We start from the raw sequence: 18747 nt of genomic DNA, 5'->3' as shown, positions 1-18747 counted from the left end.
TTTCCGTTGCATTGCCGGGGCGGACGGCGGAAATAGGGGCATACCCAATTCGGATTCCCCTGAGTTGGGCCTACCCCTGAGATCAACGAGGGAATACGAAATGAAAAAGATCCTTCTCGCTTCCACCGCGCTCGTCGGCTTCGCCGGCGCCGCCGCGGCTGCGGAGATCACGCTGTCGGGCTATGCCGAGATCGGCATCGACGGCGGCAACGCCGTGGGCTACGAGACCCAGTTCCACAACGACTGGCAGGTGAACTTCAACTTCTCGGGCACGATGGACTCGGGCGTCGAGTTCGGCGGCAAGGTCCAGATCGAAGAGACGAACGGCCCTGGTGCGACCAACGGCGGCCTGAAAATCGACGACGAGGCATTCTGGGTTTCGGGCACGTTCGGCAAGGTTACGCTGGGCGAGACCGCGGGCGCGCTCGACTGGGCGGTTCCCGACGTCTACTCGGGCTCCGGCATCTCGGATGACCATTCGACCCACGCCGGCGCCTACTGGAACACCGGCATGGACGGTTTCTATGATAACCAGATCCTGCGCTACGAATACTCCTTCGGCGACTTCGGCGTGGCCCTCTCGGCCGAGATGGACGACACCGGCGTGCAGGACACGATCTGGGCTCTCGGCGGCAAGTGGGCCGGCCAGCTTTCGGGCCTCGACGTGACCGCCGGTCTCGGTTACCAGTCGAACGGTGGCGCGGATACCGTCAGCGTCGGCGCCACGGCCGCGATGTCGAACGGCCTGTCGTTCGCCCTTGGCTATGCCCAGTTCAACTCGGATACCGCCCCCGGCGGGATCGTGTTCGACACCGGCGACTTTGTGTCCGGCGCCACCCAGGTTGAAAACTGGATGGGCGTGGGCGTTGCCTACACCACCGGTGCCCTGACCGTCGGCGCGAACTACAGCGTCTACGGCGCCGAACTCGCCGGCGTGCCGGACCCGTCGGGCTGGGGCCTCGTGGCCAACTACGATCTCGGCGGCGGCGCGGTCGCAATGGCCTCCTACGGCGCCAGCGACAACGGCGTGGCGGGCAACGGCAAGGGCGACGAGACCTGGTCGATCGGCCTCGGCCTGTCGTTCTGATCGTCCGATCGGAAGAACTGCGGAAGGAGCGGGCACAGCGCCCGCTCTTTTCACTTTCCGCGGCCGACGCCCAACTCGACATTGCCCGCCCCCACCGGTAAGGTCCGCGCCGATCACGAGGAGCGGTGGGCCAGACGATGCGCGCGATGACGGGACCGGAGATTCAGGAGGCCTACGGCCGCGCGCTCGACGCGCACAAGGCCGGCGACCTCGACACCGCGATCCGCGGCTACGGCGCGATAATCGAAGCCAACCCGAAGGTGGCCGAGGCGCATTTCCAGGCCGGCCGAATCTACACGGCGAAGATGCGCTTCGACCGCGCTTTCCTGCATTTCCGGGCCGCCGTCAGCCTTCGCCCCGCCGAAGGCGCGATCTGGAGCGCCTGGGCCAACGCTGTGGCGCTGGGGGCGGATGCGGCCGCCGAGGCGGAGTTTCTCAAGGCGTTGAAATCCGCGCCGGTTCCCCCGGAGGCGCGTGTCGCGCTTCAAGACCGCTTCGGCGCGCAGCGCGGGGGGACCCGCCCCGCAACCGGAGGAATGAAGCTCGCCGCCATCCGTCGCCTTCTGTCGCTGATCCAGTCGGGCAGAATGGCCGAAGCCGAGCGACTTGCCAGCGCGGCTCTGAAGCAGCATCCCGGCTCGGCTCTGGCGCTGAACGTTCTCGCCACCGCGCTCGCCCGGCAGGGAAAGGCCGCCCCCGCCGAGGCCGCGTTCCTCAAGGCGATCGCCGTCGACCCCGACTATGCCGAGGCCCATGACAATCTTGGCCAATTCCTGATCGAGCAGGGGCGGCCCGAGGAAGCCCAGGCGATGTTCCGCAGGGCAGTAATGCTCGCCCCCGGTCTTGCCCCGGCGCTGGTCAACCTTGCCACCTGCCTTACCTCGGCCGGCCAGCCCGCCGCCGCGCTGACGCTGCTCGAACGCGCGCGCGCGGGAGGGGCAGATGCGCCACCGCTTTGCGTCGCTCTCGGCAACGCGCATACGCGATTGAAGAACTTCGCCAGGGCCGAGGCCGCCTTGCTGCGCGGCGTCGAACTCACAAAGGGCGGGACGGCGCAGATACTGGCACTTCTGGCGCAGGCACAGGCGCGGCTTGGAAAGGATGGCGAGGCGATGGCCAACTTCGACCGCGCGCTCGCGATGAACGAGAACCTGCCGGTCGCCGTGGGTGGCAAGGCGCTCCTGCTCCAGACGCTCGGCGATTTCGGGGGGGCCGAGGTGCTCTTCCGCAAAGGCTTCGAGATCGACCCGTTGAACGGCGAGAACTTCCGCGCCTTCATCATGTCGCACAAGGCGAAGCCGGGCGATCCGGTGATCGACATGATGCTCCGGCGCTACGAAGACCCGGCGATGTCGCCGACCGACCGGATGAACATGGGCTTCGCCATCGCCAAGGCGCTTGAAGATGTGAAGGATTACGGCCGCGTCTTCCGCTACCTTGACGAGGCCAACGCGCTGATGCGCAAGATGTCGCCCTACAGCATCGCCCAACGGTTCGAGCAGGTGGCCCAGACCAAGGCGGTGTTCGAAGGAGTCGACTGGCACGGCACGAGGATCGAGGGCACGACCGATTTCGCACCGATATTCGTGACCGGGATGCCGCGGTCGGGCACCACGCTGATCGAGCAGATCATCGCCAGCCACTCCTTGGTGACCGGGGCCGGAGAGATCGGCGAATGTGCCCGTGCGGCGCAGGATCTGATCTACGACGCGAAGAACCCGATGAAGATGCACCCGCCGTCGATGGACGAAATTGCCGGACTCGGCCACCGGTTCGAGGCCTTCATTGGCGAGCGTTTCCCCGGGTCGGACCGGATCACCGACAAGTCGATCCAGACCTACATGTATCTCGGCCTCGTGAAGCTCGCGATGCCGAATGCGCGGTTCGTCGTGGTGCGCCGCGATCCGCGCGACAACCTCCTGTCGATCTACAAGAACAAGTTTCCCGACGACACGCACCTTTACGCCTACGACCAGCGCGACCTGGCGAAGTTCTACGGGACCTTCGTCGAGATGATCGACTTCTGGCGCGAACGTGTGCCTGACTGGTTCTACGAGGTGCAATACGAGGAACTGGTGGCCAACCCCGAGGAGGAGACGCGCAAGCTGATCGCGGCCTGCGGGCTCGACTGGGAGGACGCCTGTCTCTCGTTCCACGAGAACAAGCGGAAGGTGGAGACGCTTTCCGTCTATCAGGTGCGCCAGCCGATCACCCAGGCTTCGGTCGCTCTCTGGCAGCGCTACGAGAAGGACCTGGAGCCGATGCTGGAGCAGTTGAAGAAGGATGGCCATGTCGCTGGCTGAGATTCTCGGGCGAATCCGCGCGGCCGAACGCCAGGCCGGACGACCGGAGGGTTCGGTCAAGCTCATCGCGGTCTCCAAGGTCCAGCCGCTCGACCGGGTGGAGGCCGTGCTGGCCGAGGGCCACCGGGTCTTCGGCGAGAACTATGTGCAGGAGGCGGCGGCGAAATGGCCGGCGCTGCGCGAGCGGTTCGGGCTGGTCGAGCTGCACATGATCGGCCCGCTGCAGACCAACAAGGCCAAGGCGGCGGTGGAGCTTTTCGACGCGATCCACACGCTTGACCGCCCCTCGCTCGCCGAGAAGCTTGCGCGCCTGGCAGAGGCCCGGGGGGCCTGCCCCGCGCTTTTCCTCCAGGTGAACACGGGCGAGGAGCCGCAGAAGGGCGGCATCCTGCCGGCCGCGGTGGACGGGTTCATCGCCGAGTGCCGCTCCCTGGGTCTGGTCCTCGGCGGGCTCATGTGCATCCCGCCGGAGGGCGAGGATCCTGCGCCGCATTTCGCGGACCTGGCGGGGATGGCCGAGCGGAACGGCCTGTCGGGCCTCTCGATGGGCATGAGCGCCGATTTCGAGACCGCCATCGCGCTCGGTGCAACGCATGTCCGGGTCGGTTCTGCCATCTTCGGCGCGCGGGCTTACGGGCCGCGCTGAGGGACGACGACCCGCGTTCCGGGCGCGGCATGCCGGGCGATGAAGACGAGGTCGCGCCGGGAGAAGGCAAGGCAGCCCGCGGTAGGGTAACCGGGGCGGCGCCACTGGTGGATGAAGATCGCGGAGCCCTTCCCGGGCACCGCGTCGGGCCAGTTCCAATCGAGCGGCAGGATCAGGTCGTAGAGCGGATCCGCGCGGCGGAGCCGCTCCGCGCTTTTCCCAAACGGTTTCCGGGTGAGGTGGTTGTACTCCGGGTGGCCGGAAAGATCGCACCAGCGGTCCTGCGGATGGATGGGCCGGGCCCAGGGCGGCAGGAGATGCGCTGCGATCCGGTCGGGCCGGTAGAGCAGCCCGATGATACGATGCACGCCGGCGGGTGTCGCCCCGTCACCTTCATGCTTGTCGGTGTCGATGCCGGACCGGCCGAGGCTGACCGGCAACAGGCGGTGCCGGAAACGCACTCCGGCCGGGGTCACGACGAGGTCGGCCGGACTCAAAGGAGATGCCCCGACTTCCGCGCCTTTGTCGCGAGGTAGCCGGCGTTGTGGCGGGTGTGACCGACCTTCAGGGGAACACGCTCGGTCACGTCGATGCCCATGGCCTCCATCATCCGGACCTTGGCGGGGTTGTTGGTCAGAAGCCGAACCGAGGAGAAGCCCAGTTTCTTCAGGATCGCCGCGCCCAGGCGGAAGTCGCGCTCGTCATCCTCGAACCCAAGCCGGTGGTTGGCCTCGACCGTGTCGAAGCCCTGATCCTGCAGCGAATAGGCGCGCATCTTGTTGGCCAGCCCGATGCCGCGCCCCTCCTGGTTGAGGTAGAGCAAGACGCCCGCACCTTCAGCCCCCATCTGGGCAAGCGCGGCACGCAGCTGCGGGCCGCAGTCGCATTTCAGGCTGCCGAGCAGGTCGCCGGTGAAGCAGGCGGAATGGAGCCGGGCGAGCACGGGCCTGTCGCGCGGGGGGTGGCCGATCTCTATGGCGTAGTGTTCCTCGCCGCCGTCCTCGGGGCGGAAGACATGCAGCCGGCCGGCCTCTGCGGCCTCCATCGGGACGCGGGCTGAGACGACGGGGTGAAGCGTTGCGGACGCCGACAGGACAGGTGCGGCCTCGTCCCAGTCCACCAGTGTCAGCGCCTCGGACCCCGCGAGCGCGGCAGCATCCGCCACCGGAACGAGAAGCCCGGCCGGCAGCAGCCGGGCGGATTTCGCAAGCTGGATCGCCGCCCGCGCCAGCGTCGCGCCCCCCTCGCGACGGCTGAGGAGTGGCCCCTTCATCGGCGTGGCGAGATCGCCTGAGGGATCGGCGATCGCCGCCACCCAGGCCGGAGTGGCCTCATCTGGCACCACGAGCCGCGCGACGTCGCCGTCATAGGCGCGGGCCTTGAGCGTCGCTGCCCGCTTGTCGGTGATGGCGAGCGTCATCGGCCCCATCGCCGCAAGGGCTGCGAAGCGGGCCGGATCGAGCGCCTCGGCCGCGAGCGCGAGCGCACCCTGTCCCCCCGCGACGAGCGCGACAGGCACGCCCATGCGCAGGTCGGCGCGGGCGCGGTTCAGCCGTTCGACGATATCGGGGCCGAGGGGCATGTTACAGTCCGTCCGGATCGGTGCCCTCCTAGATAGTCTGCCCGGAAGGAAATTGAAACATTTGCAATCCTGGCGACACGACCGCGTGAGCCTTCGGGTCGTTGACTTGTGTCAAAGCGACCTGGTGCGCATCTGGCTCAAAGAGGACGGACGGAGGATATCGACATGGCGAACGTGAAGAAGATCCTGCTTGTCGATGATGACGCAGACCTGCGCGAGGCGCTGGCCGAACAGCTCGTGTCGACCGAGGATTTCGATGTCTTCGAGGCCGGCACCGGCGCCGACGGGATCGAGAAGGTGAAGGCTGGGATCTACGACCTCGTGATCCTCGACGTGGGGCTTCCAGACACCGACGGACGCGAGCTCTGCAAGAAGATGCGAAAGCAGGGAGTGAAGTGCCCGATCCTGATGCTGACGGGCCATGACGGCGACGCCGATACGATCCTCGGGCTTGACGCAGGAGCCAACGATTATGTGACCAAGCCCTTCAAGTTCCCGGTTCTTCTCGCCCGTATCCGGGCGCAGTTGCGCACCCACGAGCAGTCGGAGGACGCGATCTTCCAGCTTGGTCCGTATACGTTCAAGCCGGCCATGAAGATGCTGATCGACGAGCGCGACCGGAAGATCCGGCTGACCGAGAAGGAGACGAACATCCTGAAATTCCTCTACCGCGCGACCGAGAGTGTGGTGCCGCGCGATGTGCTCCTGCATGAGGTCTGGGGCTACAATGCCGGCGTCACGACGCATACGCTGGAGACACATATCTACCGGTTGCGCCAGAAAATTGAACCCGATCCGTCAAACGCCCGCCTTCTTGTGACCGAATCCGGGGGCTATCGTCTGGTCGCATAGGCTCCCCCTATCCCCTCGCCGGACCGGGGTCATGATGCGGCATCCTCCCTGTTGGACTGGCCGGGCCTCGTGCCCGGCCTTTTTTTCGCCTTGCCCCGTGACCCAGGGAAAGGCCACGACCGCGACCCCATCGCCAAGGTCCGACGCTACGCTTGCGGAGAAGTCCAGCCGGAAGTTCCGGTCGCGGCGCAGAAGGCCGGCGATCATTCGACGGGGGTGGTCTTCGCCTCGGGGAACTCCTTTCCCGCGAGGAAGGGATAGGCAAGGGCGGCAACCTCGCGCCGTTCCGGCCCGTCGATCCGGAGAAAGTGCCAGGCCTTGCCCTCCCTGAGCGCCAGCAGAGGCTGCTCGTTGCGGGCCGTCTTGCCGTCCATCTCGCTCACGAACGCGGTGGGGACGATCACCCAGGCGACGCTTGCACCGTCCGCGAGCCCCTCGTCTTCTGCATCGAGCGCGGACTGGTCGGCAGAGAGGTCCGTGACCTTCGTGCCCCGCATCAGGGCGCCCGTCTGCTCCACGAGGGTTTTCCTCAGCGCCGTTTGCTCCAGCCCTGTGGCGGCGGCGAAGATGGCAACGACGCGGGGCGGCATCGCCGCGACCACTGCTTCGGCATTGCCCGTCGCGATGGCGTCGAGATAGGCCGTGATCGCCTTGTCGAGCGCCCGCGCCTCGGCCTTCGCAAGCGGACGCGCGGCTGCCGGCAGGGCGAGAAGAAGGGCGGCAAGCAGGGTGGCGAGGCGGATCGGGCGCATGGGGGCCTCCATTCGGCGTCGGCATAGCATCTTGCACGGGTCCTAAGCCTCCGCAAGCCGCGCGGCACGGGCTTGGCCAACGCGGCCCGTGCGCTTATGGTCCCGCCCGCAACGGAAAGGAACCGCCCATGGCCTTCACCATCGCCACCTGGAACATCAACTCCGTCCGCTTGCGCGAGGGGCTCGTTTCGCGTCTGATGCGGGAAGAGGCGCCTGACGTCCTTTGCCTGCAGGAATGCAAGGCGCCGGTAGAGAGTATCCCGCTCGAAGGGTTCAGGTCGCTCGGCTATGGGCACATGGTCGCGCGCGGGCAGAAGGGCTACAACGGCGTCGCGATCCTTTCGAAGCATCCGCTGCGCGAAGTGGGTGCGCATGATTTCGTCGACCTCGGTCATGCCCGCCATATCGCTGCTGCGTTCGAAAACGGCGTCACCATCCACAACTTCTACGTGCCTGCCGGCGGCGACATCCCCGACCGGGAGGAGAACATGAAGTTCGGCCAGAAGCTGGACTACGTCGCCGCCATGCGGGACTGGGCAAGGGCGGAGCGGCCGAAGAAGGCGATCCTCGTGGGCGATCTCAACATCGCTCCGCGGGAGGACGACGTCTGGAACCACAAGAGCCTGCTGAAGATCGTCAGCCACACGCCTGTCGAGACCGAGCTTCTCGGTCAGGCACAGGAGGCCGGCAGCTGGGTCGACATCACCCGGCAGGACATTCCCGACGGCTCCCTCTACAGCTGGTGGTCCTACCGCGCACCCGACTGGGACGCGGCCGACAAGGGACGGCGGCTCGACCACATTTGGGCCACGCCCGACATCGCCGGCGCCGGCCATGGCAGCCGCATCCTGCGGGCCGCGCGGGGCTGGGAGCAGCCCTCGGACCACGCCCCTGTCTTCGCGAGCTTCGACCTTTGAACGGCGCTGGGCTTATGCGATCCGGCGGATTGCGACGGGACGGCGATGCGGCTATCGCTGTGCGCAGCATCGAAGGAGCGCACTTGCCGTGACCCAGCCCGTGGACCCCGTCCGCCTGACCGCCGACCTGATCCGCTGCCCCTCCGTCACGCCCGAGGAGGGTGGCGCGCTTAACCTCCTCCAGGGGATTCTGGAGGACGCCGGTTTCGAATGTCACCGGGTGGACCGGGCCGGAACGCCCAACCTCTTCGCCCGCTGGGGGCGCAAGGGCGCGAACCGTACCTTCGGCTTCAATGGCCATACAGATGTCGTGCCTGTGGGCGATGCGGCGGCCTGGACGCACGACCCCTTCGGAGGGGAGATTGCCGACGGCTGGCTCTGGGGCCGTGGCGCGACCGACATGAAGTCGGGCGTGGCGGCCTTCGCCGCCGCCGCGGTGGACTTCGTGCGCGAGACGCCGCCGGATGGTGCCATCGTGCTGACCATAACCGGCGACGAGGAGGGGCCGGGCAAGGACGGGACGGTCGCGCTTCTCGACTGGATGCGTGCGCAGGGCGAGGGCATGTCGGTCTGCCTCGTCGGAGAGCCCACCTGCCCCGAACGCATGGGCGAGATGATCAAGATCGGCCGGCGCGGCTCCATGACGGTGCATTTCGAGGCGCAGGGGGTACAGGGGCATTCGGCCTATCCGCACCGGGCGAAGAACCCGCTTCATGCCCTCGTCCGGCTGATGGACCGCGTGGCCTCGCACCCGCTCGACCAGGGGACGGCGCATTTCGACGCCTCCACGCTGGCGATCACGACGATCGACACCGGCAACACAGCCTCGAACGTGATCCCGGCGAAGGCGCGGGCCACGGTGAACATCCGCTTCAACGACGCCCACAGCTCGGTCAGCCTTGCCGACTGGCTGCGGTCCGAGGCGGCTTCGGTGGAGAGGGAGACTGGTGTGCATTTCTCGCTCCGGATCGAGGTCTCGGGCGAAAGCTTCGTGACGCCGCCTAGTGATTTCGTACGGCTGGTCGCCGGATCCGTTCGCGCCGAGACCGGGCTCGACCCGGTCTTGTCCACTTCGGGCGGCACGTCGGATGCACGCTTCGTGAAGGACCATTGCCCGGTGGTGGAGTTCGGCCTTGTCGGGCGGACCATGCACCAGGTGGACGAGCGGGTCGAAGTCGCGCAGATTCATCAGCTGAAGGCGGTCTACGGCCGGATTCTGAGGGACTATTTCGCCTGAGCGGCGCGGGCGGCAGTTGCGGGAGCCTCCGGCGGAGGTATTTGGGGCAGGAGGAAAGCGCATGACGCGGGCCTGTGCGCATGGTAGCCCAAGGCCATGGTACGCATTCCCTCCAAGACCGAAATCCTCGACTGGATCGCCGAGAACCCCGGGCTTTCCGCCAAGCGCGACATCGCCAAGGCCTTCGGCATCAAGGGGGCCGAGCGGATCGAGCTGAAACGGCTGCTGAAGGAGCTTGAGGCCGAGGGGACGCTGGAACGGCGGCGCAAGACCTATCGCGATGCCGAGAAGTTGCCGCCGGTGACGATCCTGAGCATCCTCGCGCCCGACCGGAACGGCGACCAGTTCGCCCGCGCGATGGAATGGCAAGGCGAGGGTCCGGAGCCGCGCGTCCTCTTCCTGCCGCGCAAGGCAGATGCGCCCGTGGCCGAAGGGGACCGTGTGCTCGCCCGCGTCAACGAGGTGCGGGGCGAGGATTACCAGTACGAGGCGCGGTTGATCCGCAAGATCGGGACAAACCCGCTGAAGGTCCTCGGCATCTTCCGCAAGGCGGCAGAGGGCGGACGGATTGTCGCCATCGACAAGGGGTCGGACAAGGAATGGCTCGTCAGCGCGGAGGCGACGCAGGGCGCGAAGGACGGCGAGCTGGTGGAGGCGGAACAAGCAGGGCCGAAGGGACGCATGGGGTTGCCGCGGGCCCGGATCGTCGAGCGGCTGGGCGACCCGGCCGCGCCGAAGGCGGTCTCGCTGATCGCGATCCACCAGCACGGCATCCCCGACGAATTCCCCGACGCCGCAATCGCGGAGGCGGACCGGATGAAGCCCGCCGCCTTGGGCGACCGCGAAGACCTGCGCCATCTGCCCTTCGTCACCATCGACCCGGCTGACGCACGCGACCATGACGACGCCTGCTATGCCCATGCCGACGAAGACCCGCGGAACGAGGGCGGACACATCGTCTGGGTCGCCATCGCCGACGTCGCACGCTATGTCACGCCCGGCTCCGCGCTCGACCGCGAGGCGCGAAACCGGGGAAACTCCACGTATTTCCCCGACCGCGTCGTGCCGATGCTGCCAGACCGGCTGTCGGGCGATCTCTGTTCGCTGCACGAAGGCGTGGCGCGGGCGGTCATTGCCGTCTGGATGAAGCTCGACATGAAGGGGCGGAAGGTCTCCCACCGCTTCACCCGCGCGATGATCAAGTCGGTCGCGAGTCTGAACTACACCGAGGTGCAGGAGGCGCGGGACGGCCGCCCGAACGACCGCTGCGAACCGCTGTTGGAGGAGGTCATCGCGCCCCTCTATGCCGCCTACGAGGCGACGAAAGTCGCGCGCGCGATGCGCCAGCCGCTCGACCTCGACCTGCCGGAGCGGAAGATCGAACTGACCGAGGACGGCCGTGTCGCCTCGGTGGCGTTCCGCGACAGGTTCGACGCGCATCGGCTGATCGAGGAATTCATGATCCTCGCCAATGTCGCCGCGGCCGAGGAATTGATCCGGCTCCGCCGCCCGCTGCTCTACCGCGTGCACGAGGAACCTTCGCCGCTGAAACTCGACGCGCTGCGCGAGGTCGCGGAGGCCTCGGGCTTCACGCTCGCCAAGGGACAGGTGCTGAGGACCGAGCACCTGAACCGACTTCTTGCGCAAGCCGAGGGCACGGATTTCGACGAGCTTCTGAACATCACCACCCTCAGGTCGATGACGCAGGCCTATTATCATCCGGAGAACTTCGGGCACTTCGGGCTGGCGCTGAAATCCTACGCGCATTTCACCTCGCCGATCCGGCGCTATTCCGACCTGATCGTGCACCGCGCCCTCATCTCGGGGCACAGCTGGGGGAAGGACGGGCTTTCGGCCGAGGACATCGAGCGGCTGGAGGAAACGGCCCAGCATATTTCCGAGACCGAACGCCGGTCGATGGCGGCCGAACGCGACACGACGGACCGCTACCTCGCGGCCTACCTCTCGGACCGGGTCGGCGCCGAATTCGAGGGCCGGGTAAGCGGCGTCACCCGCTTCGGGCTCTTCGTGAAGCTGACGGAGACGGGGGCCGACGGGCTCATTCCGATCCGCACGCTCGGGCGGGAATTCTTCCACTACGATCCGAGGACGGAGACGTTGACGGGCGCGGACACCGGGCTGGTGATCGGCATGGGACAGCGCGTGCTGGTGCGGCTGGCCGAAGCGGTGCCGGTCACGGGCGGGCTGATGCTCGAACTCCTGGAGATCGAGGGGCGGGGGATGCCCGGTGGCGCGTCGGCGAAGCGTGGCAAGCCCTCGGCCCGCCGGCCGGGTCAGGCCGCTGCGAGGACGTCGAAGACCGGTCGCAAGGTCACCCGCCGCCGCTGACGGTTCCGGGCCCTGACACCGGCTTTCCCGCTGCGCCGCGTCGCGCTACACTCCGGCCAAACGAAAAACGGCAGGGCAGGTGACGCATGAAGCTTGCAGGCATGGCGGTTGCAGTCTGGATTCTGGGTTCCGGCCTGGCGCATGCCGGGACAGCCTCCGCACCGGCCGATCAGCAGGAGACGGCGATGAGCGGCCCCGAGACGATCCATCCCGCGACGGCAAACCTCCGCTTCGGTCGCTGGATCGAGGAGTTCCGCAGCCGTGCGATTGCGCAAGGGATCTCGCCGGAAACCTTCGCGGCGGCCTTCCGCGGGGTCGAATACAACACCGGGGTCATCGAGAAGGACCGCAACCAGAGCGAGTTCACCAAGGCGATCTGGGACTATCTCGACAGTGCGGTGTCTGACATCCGTGTCGCGAACGGACGGGCCGCACTCGACTCGCATCGCCAGATCCTCGACCGGATCGAGGCGGAGTTCGGCGTGGACAAGGAGGTGGTCGTGGCCATCTGGGGGCTCGAAAGCTCCTACGGCGCGAACCGGGGCAATACCCCCCTGATCGAGGCGCTGGCGACGCTCGCCTATGACGGGCGGCGGGGCGACTTCTTCGAAAGCCAGCTCCTCGCGGCGCTGGAGATCGTCCAGTCGGGCGACGTGGAGCCGGGCAGGATGACCGGAAGCTGGGCGGGGGCGATGGGCCACACCCAGTTCATCCCGACCTCCTACCTTTCCTTCGCGGTCGATTTCACCGGCGACGGGCGGCGCGACATCTGGTCGGACGACCCGGCGGATGCGCTCGCTTCCACCGCGGCCTATCTCGCCCGCTCGGGCTGGCGGAAGGGCGCACCCTGGGGGGGCGAGGTGACCCTGCCCGTCGGCTTCGACTTCGGTCAGACGGGGGAGCGGGTGAAGAAGACTGCCGCCGAGTGGGCGGCGCTTGGCGTCCGCAGCGCGGAGGGCCGCGAGATCGGCGACCACGGGCCGGCTTCCATCCTCTTGCCCGCAGGTGCGGGGGGCGCGGCCTTCATGATCTTCCCGAACTTCCACGCGATCGAGAAATACAACACCGCCGACGCCTATGTGATCGCGGTCGGCCATCTTGCCGACCGCATCGCGGGCGGGCCGCCCATCCGCGCCGCCTGGCCGCGGCAGGACCGTGCGCTTCTCGCGGCCGAACGCCGCGAGTTGCAGGAACGGCTGACGCAGGCAGGCTTCGATACGGGCGGCATCGATGGCCGGATCGGGCCCAATACGATCGCGGCTGTTCGCGCCTTCCAGCGGGCATCGGGTCTCATCCCCGACGGCTACGCCAGCCTCGACATTCTCCGCCGGCTCAGGTGACGGCCGGCCCGCGCGGCGCGCCCGAGCCTGCCCTTTCGCCCTGCGCCAGATGCCCCGGGGGCGTGGGGACGGTGCCCGCGCCGGGCGTCAACCGCCCCCGCAGAAGCGCCATCGGGTGGCGCCTCAGCGTCAGCCGGAGCGCGGCGTAATCCTCCACCACCTCCTCGCCCTCGCTCATCGCGGCGAAGGTGACAGCGGGTTCCACGATCCCCTCGCCGTCGAGGTCGCCGGCGAAGAGCGGCAGCGGTTTCGGTCCGGCCACGGCGCGGGCGGCCCAGAGCGCGTCGCGCCGCGAAAGTCCGAGCGCCGCGAAGGCATCCGCTTCGGCCAGCTTCACCAGCGTGGCCGGCGCCACCCCGGCCCGGCGCCACACATCATCGACCGCGCGGTAGCCGTTGCCGCGCGCCGCCGCGATCCACTCGCCCTCCTCCCCGCCCACGCCGCGGATCTGGCGGAAGCCAAGACGGAGCGCGAGAGCCCCACCGGGGCGGTTTTCCATCCGGTTGTCCCAGAGGCTCGCGTTGACGCAGACCGGCAGCACCTCCACCCCATGCGCGCGGGCATCGCGCACGATCTGCGCGGGGGCGTAGAAGCCCATCGGCTGTGAATTGAGAAGCGCACAGGCGAAGATGCCGGGGTGGTGGCGCTTCAGCCAGGCCGAGGCGTAGACCAGAAGCGCGAAGCTTGCAGCGTGGCTTTCCGGAAAGCCGTAGCTGCCGAAACCCTCGATCTGGGAAAAGCAGCGCGCCGCGAAGTCGGCGTCATAGCTGTTCGCGGCCATGCCGGCCATGAACCTTTCGCGGAAATCGCTGACATTGCCATGCTTCTTGAAGGTCGCGAGCGAGCGACGCAGGCGGTCCGCCTCGTCGGGACTGAACCCCGCGCCGATGATGGCGATCTGCATCGCCTGTTCCTGGAAGAGCGGCACACCCAGCGTCTTGCCGAGAACCGCACCCAGCGCGTCGGAAGGAAAGCTCACCGCTTCGAGCCCGTTCCGCCGGCGGATGAAGGGGTGCACCATGTCGCCCTGGATCGGGCCCGGACGGATGATCGCCACCTGGATCACGAGGTCGTAGAAGCACTTGGGCTTCATCCTGGGCAGGAAGTTCATCTGCGCCCGGCTTTCCACCTGAAAGACGCCGATGGAATCGGCGGCCGAGAGCATGTCGTAGACGCGCCTGTCCTCGGGCGGCAGCGTGGCGAGCGTCAGCGGCGTCTTGTGGTGCTTCGCCACCAGGTCGAAGGCCTTGCGGATGCAGGTCAGCATCCCGAGCGCGAGCACGTCCACCTTGAGGATGCCCAAGGCGTCGATGTCGTCCTTGTCCCAGGGGATGACGGTGCGTCCCTCCATCGTCGCGTTCTCGACCGGCACCAACTCGTCGAGCCGCCCTTCCGTCATGATGAACCCGCCGACATGCTGGCTGAGATGCCGGGGAAAGCCCTGAATTTCGGCCATCAGGTCGAGCGCCTGTGCGAGCCGCCTGTCGGTGGGGTCGAGCCCGATCTCGCGCAGACGCTCGGGCGTGATCCCGCCGCCGCCCCAGCCCCAGATCTGACTCGACATGGCAGAAAGCGTGTCCTCCGAAAGCCCCATCGCTCGGCCCACCTCGCGCGCGGCGCGCTTGCCGCGGTAGTGGATCACCGTGGCGCAGAGCCCGGCACGATGGCGGCCGTATTTCTCGTAGATGTGCTGGATCACTTCCTCGCGCCGCTCGTGCTCGAAATCGACGTCGATGTCGGGTGGCTCGTCGCGCGCCTCGGACACGAAGCGCTCGAAGACCATCGTGCCGACCTCCGGACTGACCGAGGTGACGCCGAGGGCGTAGCAGACGACGGAGTTCGCGGCCGATCCCCGTCCCTGGCAGAGGATGCCCCGGTCGCGGGCGAAGGCCACGACATCGCGGACGGTAAGGAAATAGGGTTCATACTTGAGCCGCGCGATCAGCGCGAGCTCGTGCTCCGCCATCCCGCGCACCCGGTCCGGCACGCCCATCGGATAGCGCCACTTCAACCCCTCCCAGGTCAGCCGGGCAAGCCGGGCGGCTGGCGCCTCTCCCGCCGCCACCTCGGCGGGGTACTCGTAGCGCAGCGCGTCGAGCGAGAAGATGAGCTGCCCGGCAATCTCGCCCGACCGGTGCACCGCCGCCTCGTGCCCGGCGAAGAGCCTGAGCATCCCGGCCTCGGTCCTCAGCCTCTGTTCCGCATGGGTCAGCGCCGCGCGGCCCAAGTCGTCCACCCGGACGCCGGTGCGGATCGCAGTCAGCACATCGGCGAGACGGCGACGGGAGGCGGCATGCATCAGCGGCCGCCCCGAGGCGACGGTGGGGATGCCGGCGTCTCTGGCCAGCGCGGCGAGTCGCGCGAACCGTGCCGCATCGCCGCCGTCGTAGCGGGGTGCCATCAGCAGCGCGGTGTCTTCTCCGGGGCGGCAGGCCAACTGTCGCGCCCGAGTCATCCATCCGTGCGGCGCCGTTTCCTCTGGCGGGTGGAGAAGAAGGGTAACCCCCTCGCACCAGGCCAGAAGGTCGTCGAAGCCCAGATGGCACTCCCCCTTGGGCGCCCTGAGCCGCCCGGCCGAGATCAGCCGGCAGAGCCGACCCCACCCCGCCCGGTCGCGCGGCAGCGCGGTAGCCTCGAACCCGTCCGTCAGCCGGATCAGTGCCGCCGGGATGAGCCGGGGCGCCGCGCCGGTCTTGCGCCTTGTGTCGCGCGCCGCGACATGGGCGCGGACGATCCCGGCGACCGAGTTCAGATCGGCGATGGCCAGCGCCTCCTGCCCGAAGACGGCTACTTGCGCCATCAGTTCCTCGGGATGCGAGGCGCCGGTGAGGAAGGTGAAGTTCGAGGTGGCGGAGAGTTCGACGAACATGGGTGATTCCGAAAGGGAAGGCGATCATATTCACGTTTTGTTCCTGTGACGAGTCGCTCTTCGCCCACCCCGCGCAAACGCAAACGGCCGCCCCGAAGGACGGCCGTTCAGCCAATTCGTCGCCTTCACGCCGCGCGGGCGGCGCGGATCGAGTCCTCGAGCTTGCCGAGCGCCTCGGTGAACACCTCGTCCTGGATGGTGATCGGTGACAGGAAGCGGATCACGTTGCCGTGGACGCCGCAGGTCAGCAGGATCAGCCCGCGCTTCAGCGCCTCGGTCCGCACCTTGCCCGCGAACTCGGCGGAGGGCTTGCCGGTCCTCGCGTCGTTGAACTCGACCGCGTTCATGAAGCCAGGCCCGCGGATGTCCACAATCTCGGGCACGTCCGGGCGCAGGCTTTCCAGATGCTGCTTCAGCCGCGAGCCGAGCTGGTTGGCGCGATCGCAGAGCTTTTCTTCCTCGATCACGTCGAGCACGGCATGGGCCGCCGCGATCCCCATGGGCGAACCCCCGTAGGTGCCGCCGAGACCGCCCGGCGCCGGCGCGTCCATCACCGCGGCACGACCCACCACGGCCGCGAGCGGGAAGCCCCCGGCCAGCGCCTTGGCCATGGTCATCAGGTCAGGCTCGACGTCGTGATGCTCCATCGCGAACATCTTGCCGGTGCGGGCGAAGCCGGTCTGCACCTCGTCGGCGATGAGAAGGATGCCGTGCTCGTCACAGATCGCGCGGAGCGCCTTGAAGAACTCGCGAGGTGCCTCGTAGAAGCCGCCCTCGCCCTGCACCGGCTCGAGGATAATCGCCGCGACGCGCTTGGGATCGACATCGGCCTTGAAGAGGTAGTTCAGCGTGTCGAGCGACTGTTGCACCGAAACGCCGTGCAGCGGCACCGGGAAGGGGACGTGGAAGACGTCGTTCGGCATGGCGCCAAAGCCGACCTTGTAAGGCACGACCTTGCCGGTCAGCGCCATGCCCATGAAGGTGCGGCCATGGAAGGCGCCGGAAAAGGCGACGACGGCCTGACGCCCCGTGGCGGCGCGGGCGATCTTGACGGCGTTCTCCACCGCCTCGGCGCCGGTGGTCACGAAGATCGCCTTCTTCTCGCCCTTGATCGGCGCGATTGCGGAAAGACGTTCGGCGAGCCGCACGTAGTTCTCGTACGGCACGACCTGGTGGCAGGTGTGGGTGAAATGATCGAGCTGGTCCTTGACCGCGGCGATCACCTTCGGGTGCCGATGCCCGGTGTTCACCACCGCGATGCCGGCGGCGAAGTCGATGTAGCGGTTGCCTTCCTTGTCCCAAAGCTCGGCATTCTCTGCCTTGTCGACATAGATCTGGGTCATCACGCCCACGCCGCGCGACATGGCGGCCTGACGGCGGGTTTCGATCTCGGCGTTCAGCATGGGTCTCTCCTCGGACGTTGTCCCGGCACCATTACTCCTTCCGCGGATGCCGATCAATATTGCGAGTTGCCGCACAATAAATTTATCACTATCCGGGGATGCAGAACTGCAGGTGGAGGCAGGGCATGGAGTTCGATACCGGCGCGCGGCTGAAGGATGAGCGCGAAAGGCGGCGGCTGTCGCAGCGCCAGCTTGCGGCGGTGACAGGCGTGACCAGCGGCATGATCTCGATGATCGAGCAGAACCGCACGAGCCCCTCGGTCGCCACGCTGAAGAAGATCCTCGCCGGGCTCGATATCTCGCTCGGCGAGTTCTTCGCGGCCGGGACCGACACCGGCGCGAAATGGCATTTCCGCCGCGAAGAGTTCCGAGCGATCACGCCCAAGGCGAAGCTTGGCGAGGCCGGCGCGGGCGTGGTGTTTCGCCAGATCGGCCGTCCCGGCGCGAGTGCGATCCAGATGCTGCACGAGACCTATGCTGCCGGCGCCGACACCGGCCCCGAACTCTACAGCCATGACGCCGAGGAGGCAGGGGTGGTGATTGCGGGCCAGATCCTCGTGACCGTCGGCGAGGACACGCAACTCCTGAGCGCGGGCGACGGCTACCTCTTCAACAGCCGCACCCCGCACCGCTTCCGCAATCCAGGGCCCGCACCCTGCGTCATCGTTTCGGCCTGCACTCCGCCGACCTTCTGAGCATTTCTGCAACAGCCATCGCCAATCCGCAGGGGACTGCGGGACTCGGCAAGAATGCGCGACCCCCGAGAGGGCGATTCGGCCGACCTCGGCCGAGTGGATTTCCGCTTATGGAATCCGGGGGCGGAAACGACGATGGTGCCGCCAACCGGGAAGAACCACGAGCAATCTGATGGATTACGAGCAGTATTTGTACGGGCCCGTCACCCGCGATGCGGCGCATCGGGAATCGCCGCGGCGCCGTCTCGGGAGGATTGGCAGCCTCGCCTTCGCCTCGGGCGTCGGGGCCGGCGCCGTCACGGCTCTTGCCGTCGCGTTGGGGCTTAACGGCGCGGGCGGGGACCGGCGCACCGCGTCGCCGCGCCCGGAAGTGTCCCGTGAGACGCCACACCAGCCCCCGCTGCCGATGACGCTGGCGGTGTCGGAAGACGCGGTCCCGACACCGGGGCGCTAAGAAGTCGGTCGCGCGGCTCAACCCTGGTGCGGCGCCCGCGTCATCGCGGCGCGCATCGCCGCGAGCGCGCGCCCCTTCACCAGCCACGACACAGAGAACGCCACCACCGCCATCGTTCCGCACCAGAAGAGATAGTGACGCGCCGACAGCGTCGCCCTCGTTGCCGCGCCGGAGAGGAAGTAGGGGACCATCGCCGGCATCGCCGTCATCGCCGCGAGGATCGTCGTCCCGCTGAGCAGGAAGAGCATGGTCCGGGCTGAC

16 protein-coding genes are annotated in these 18747 nt (G+C 67.7%); 10 read left to right on the top strand and 6 right to left on the bottom strand.

Translation table 11 applies throughout. The features are described 5' to 3' along the window. Positions 1 to 100: 100 nt before the first annotated feature. The 3 genes from ACMUOO_RS01525 to ACMUOO_RS01515 all read left to right on the top strand — a co-directional run bounded on the left by ACMUOO_RS01525 (position 101) and on the right by ACMUOO_RS01515 (position 4036). Positions 101 to 1087: a porin gene (locus tag ACMUOO_RS01525; RefSeq protein ID WP_301920225.1), complete on the top strand. Its 987-nt coding sequence runs from the start codon at positions 101 to 103 to the stop codon at positions 1085 to 1087. Positions 1088 to 1212: 125 nt separating this feature from the next. After that, positions 1213 to 3390 carry a tetratricopeptide repeat-containing sulfotransferase family protein gene (locus ACMUOO_RS01520; RefSeq protein WP_301920224.1) on the top strand — a complete coding sequence of 726 codons (2178 nt, stop codon included), beginning with the start codon at positions 1213 to 1215 and terminating at the stop codon, positions 3388 to 3390. Further along, a complete protein-coding gene (locus ACMUOO_RS01515) occupies positions 3377 to 4036 on the top strand; it encodes a YggS family pyridoxal phosphate-dependent enzyme (RefSeq protein WP_301920223.1) in 660 nt (219 codons plus the stop codon). The genes ACMUOO_RS01520 and ACMUOO_RS01515 overlap by 14 nt, the downstream gene beginning before the upstream one ends. Here the strand turns inward: ACMUOO_RS01515 and ACMUOO_RS01510 are convergent. Then, entirely contained in the window at positions 4021 to 4533 is a 513-nt protein-coding gene (locus tag ACMUOO_RS01510; RefSeq protein WP_301920222.1) for a L,D-transpeptidase family protein, read from the bottom strand. The two genes, ACMUOO_RS01515 and ACMUOO_RS01510, sit on opposite strands and share 16 nt — an antisense overlap. Next, positions 4530 to 5618, bottom strand: a complete 1089-nt coding sequence (gene ribA / locus ACMUOO_RS01505; RefSeq protein WP_301920221.1) for a GTP cyclohydrolase II — start codon at positions 5616 to 5618, stop codon at positions 4530 to 4532. Before ribA ends, ACMUOO_RS01510 begins: the two co-directional genes overlap by 4 nt. 165 nt (positions 5619 to 5783) lie before the next feature. On the opposite strand from ribA, the gene ACMUOO_RS01500 reads away from it, so the two are divergent. Further along, positions 5784 to 6470, top strand: a complete 687-nt coding sequence (locus ACMUOO_RS01500; protein ID WP_301920220.1) for a response regulator transcription factor — start codon at positions 5784 to 5786, stop codon at positions 6468 to 6470. A 203-nt stretch (positions 6471 to 6673) separates the two neighbouring features. On the opposite strand, the gene ACMUOO_RS01495 is transcribed toward ACMUOO_RS01500, so the two are convergent. Then, positions 6674 to 7222, bottom strand: a complete 549-nt coding sequence (locus tag ACMUOO_RS01495) for a hypothetical protein (RefSeq protein WP_301920219.1) — start codon at positions 7220 to 7222, stop codon at positions 6674 to 6676. A 128-nt stretch (positions 7223 to 7350) separates the two neighbouring features. Between ACMUOO_RS01495 and ACMUOO_RS01490 the strand changes: the two genes are divergently transcribed. The 4 genes from ACMUOO_RS01490 to ACMUOO_RS01475 all read left to right on the top strand — a co-directional run bounded on the left by ACMUOO_RS01490 (position 7351) and on the right by ACMUOO_RS01475 (position 13065). Continuing rightward, a complete protein-coding gene (locus ACMUOO_RS01490; RefSeq protein WP_301920218.1) occupies positions 7351 to 8139 on the top strand; it encodes an exodeoxyribonuclease III in 789 nt (262 codons plus the stop codon). 88 nt (positions 8140 to 8227) lie between these two features. Continuing rightward, complete coding sequence (gene dapE / locus ACMUOO_RS01485) at positions 8228 to 9376, top strand: succinyl-diaminopimelate desuccinylase (protein WP_301920217.1); 1149 nt, start codon at positions 8228 to 8230, stop codon at positions 9374 to 9376. Positions 9377 to 9472: 96 nt separating this feature from the next. Then, complete coding sequence (rnr, locus tag ACMUOO_RS01480; RefSeq protein ID WP_301920216.1) at positions 9473 to 11725, top strand: ribonuclease R; 2253 nt, start codon at positions 9473 to 9475, stop codon at positions 11723 to 11725. An 86-nt stretch (positions 11726 to 11811) separates the two neighbouring features. Beyond that, entirely contained in the window at positions 11812 to 13065 is a 1254-nt protein-coding gene (locus ACMUOO_RS01475) for a lytic murein transglycosylase (protein WP_413854775.1), read from the top strand. Here the strand turns inward: ACMUOO_RS01475 and ACMUOO_RS01470 are convergent. Beyond that, on the bottom strand, positions 13058 to 15934 hold the full coding sequence (locus ACMUOO_RS01470) for an error-prone DNA polymerase (protein ID WP_301920214.1): 2877 nt from the start codon (positions 15932 to 15934) through the stop codon (positions 13058 to 13060). The genes ACMUOO_RS01475 and ACMUOO_RS01470 overlap by 8 nt on opposite strands. A 125-nt stretch (positions 15935 to 16059) precedes the next feature. Next, a complete protein-coding gene (locus tag ACMUOO_RS01465) occupies positions 16060 to 17337 on the bottom strand; it encodes a 4-aminobutyrate--2-oxoglutarate transaminase (RefSeq protein WP_301920213.1) in 1278 nt (425 codons plus the stop codon). Between the two features lie 125 nt (positions 17338 to 17462). Between ACMUOO_RS01465 and ACMUOO_RS01460 the strand changes: the two genes are divergently transcribed. Beyond that, complete coding sequence (locus ACMUOO_RS01460; protein WP_301920212.1) at positions 17463 to 18032, top strand: cupin domain-containing protein; 570 nt, start codon at positions 17463 to 17465, stop codon at positions 18030 to 18032. Positions 18033 to 18204: 172 nt separating this feature from the next. Further along, positions 18205 to 18486, top strand: coding sequence for a hypothetical protein (locus tag ACMUOO_RS01455; protein ID WP_301920211.1), 282 nt, complete (start codon positions 18205 to 18207; stop codon positions 18484 to 18486). Between the two features lie 17 nt (positions 18487 to 18503). On the opposite strand, the gene ACMUOO_RS01450 is transcribed toward ACMUOO_RS01455, so the two are convergent. Further along, a partial coding sequence (locus ACMUOO_RS01450; RefSeq protein ID WP_413854772.1) for a hypothetical protein occupies positions 18504 to 18747 on the bottom strand: 244 nt, incomplete at its 5' end.

The sequence above is a fragment of the Albidovulum sp. genome (assembly GCF_041919395.1).
GTDB lineage: Bacteria > Pseudomonadota > Alphaproteobacteria > Rhodobacterales > Rhodobacteraceae > Albidovulum.
Note: the sequence above shows the minus strand (reverse complement) of the source record. Positions and strands in the feature narration are given on the sequence as shown.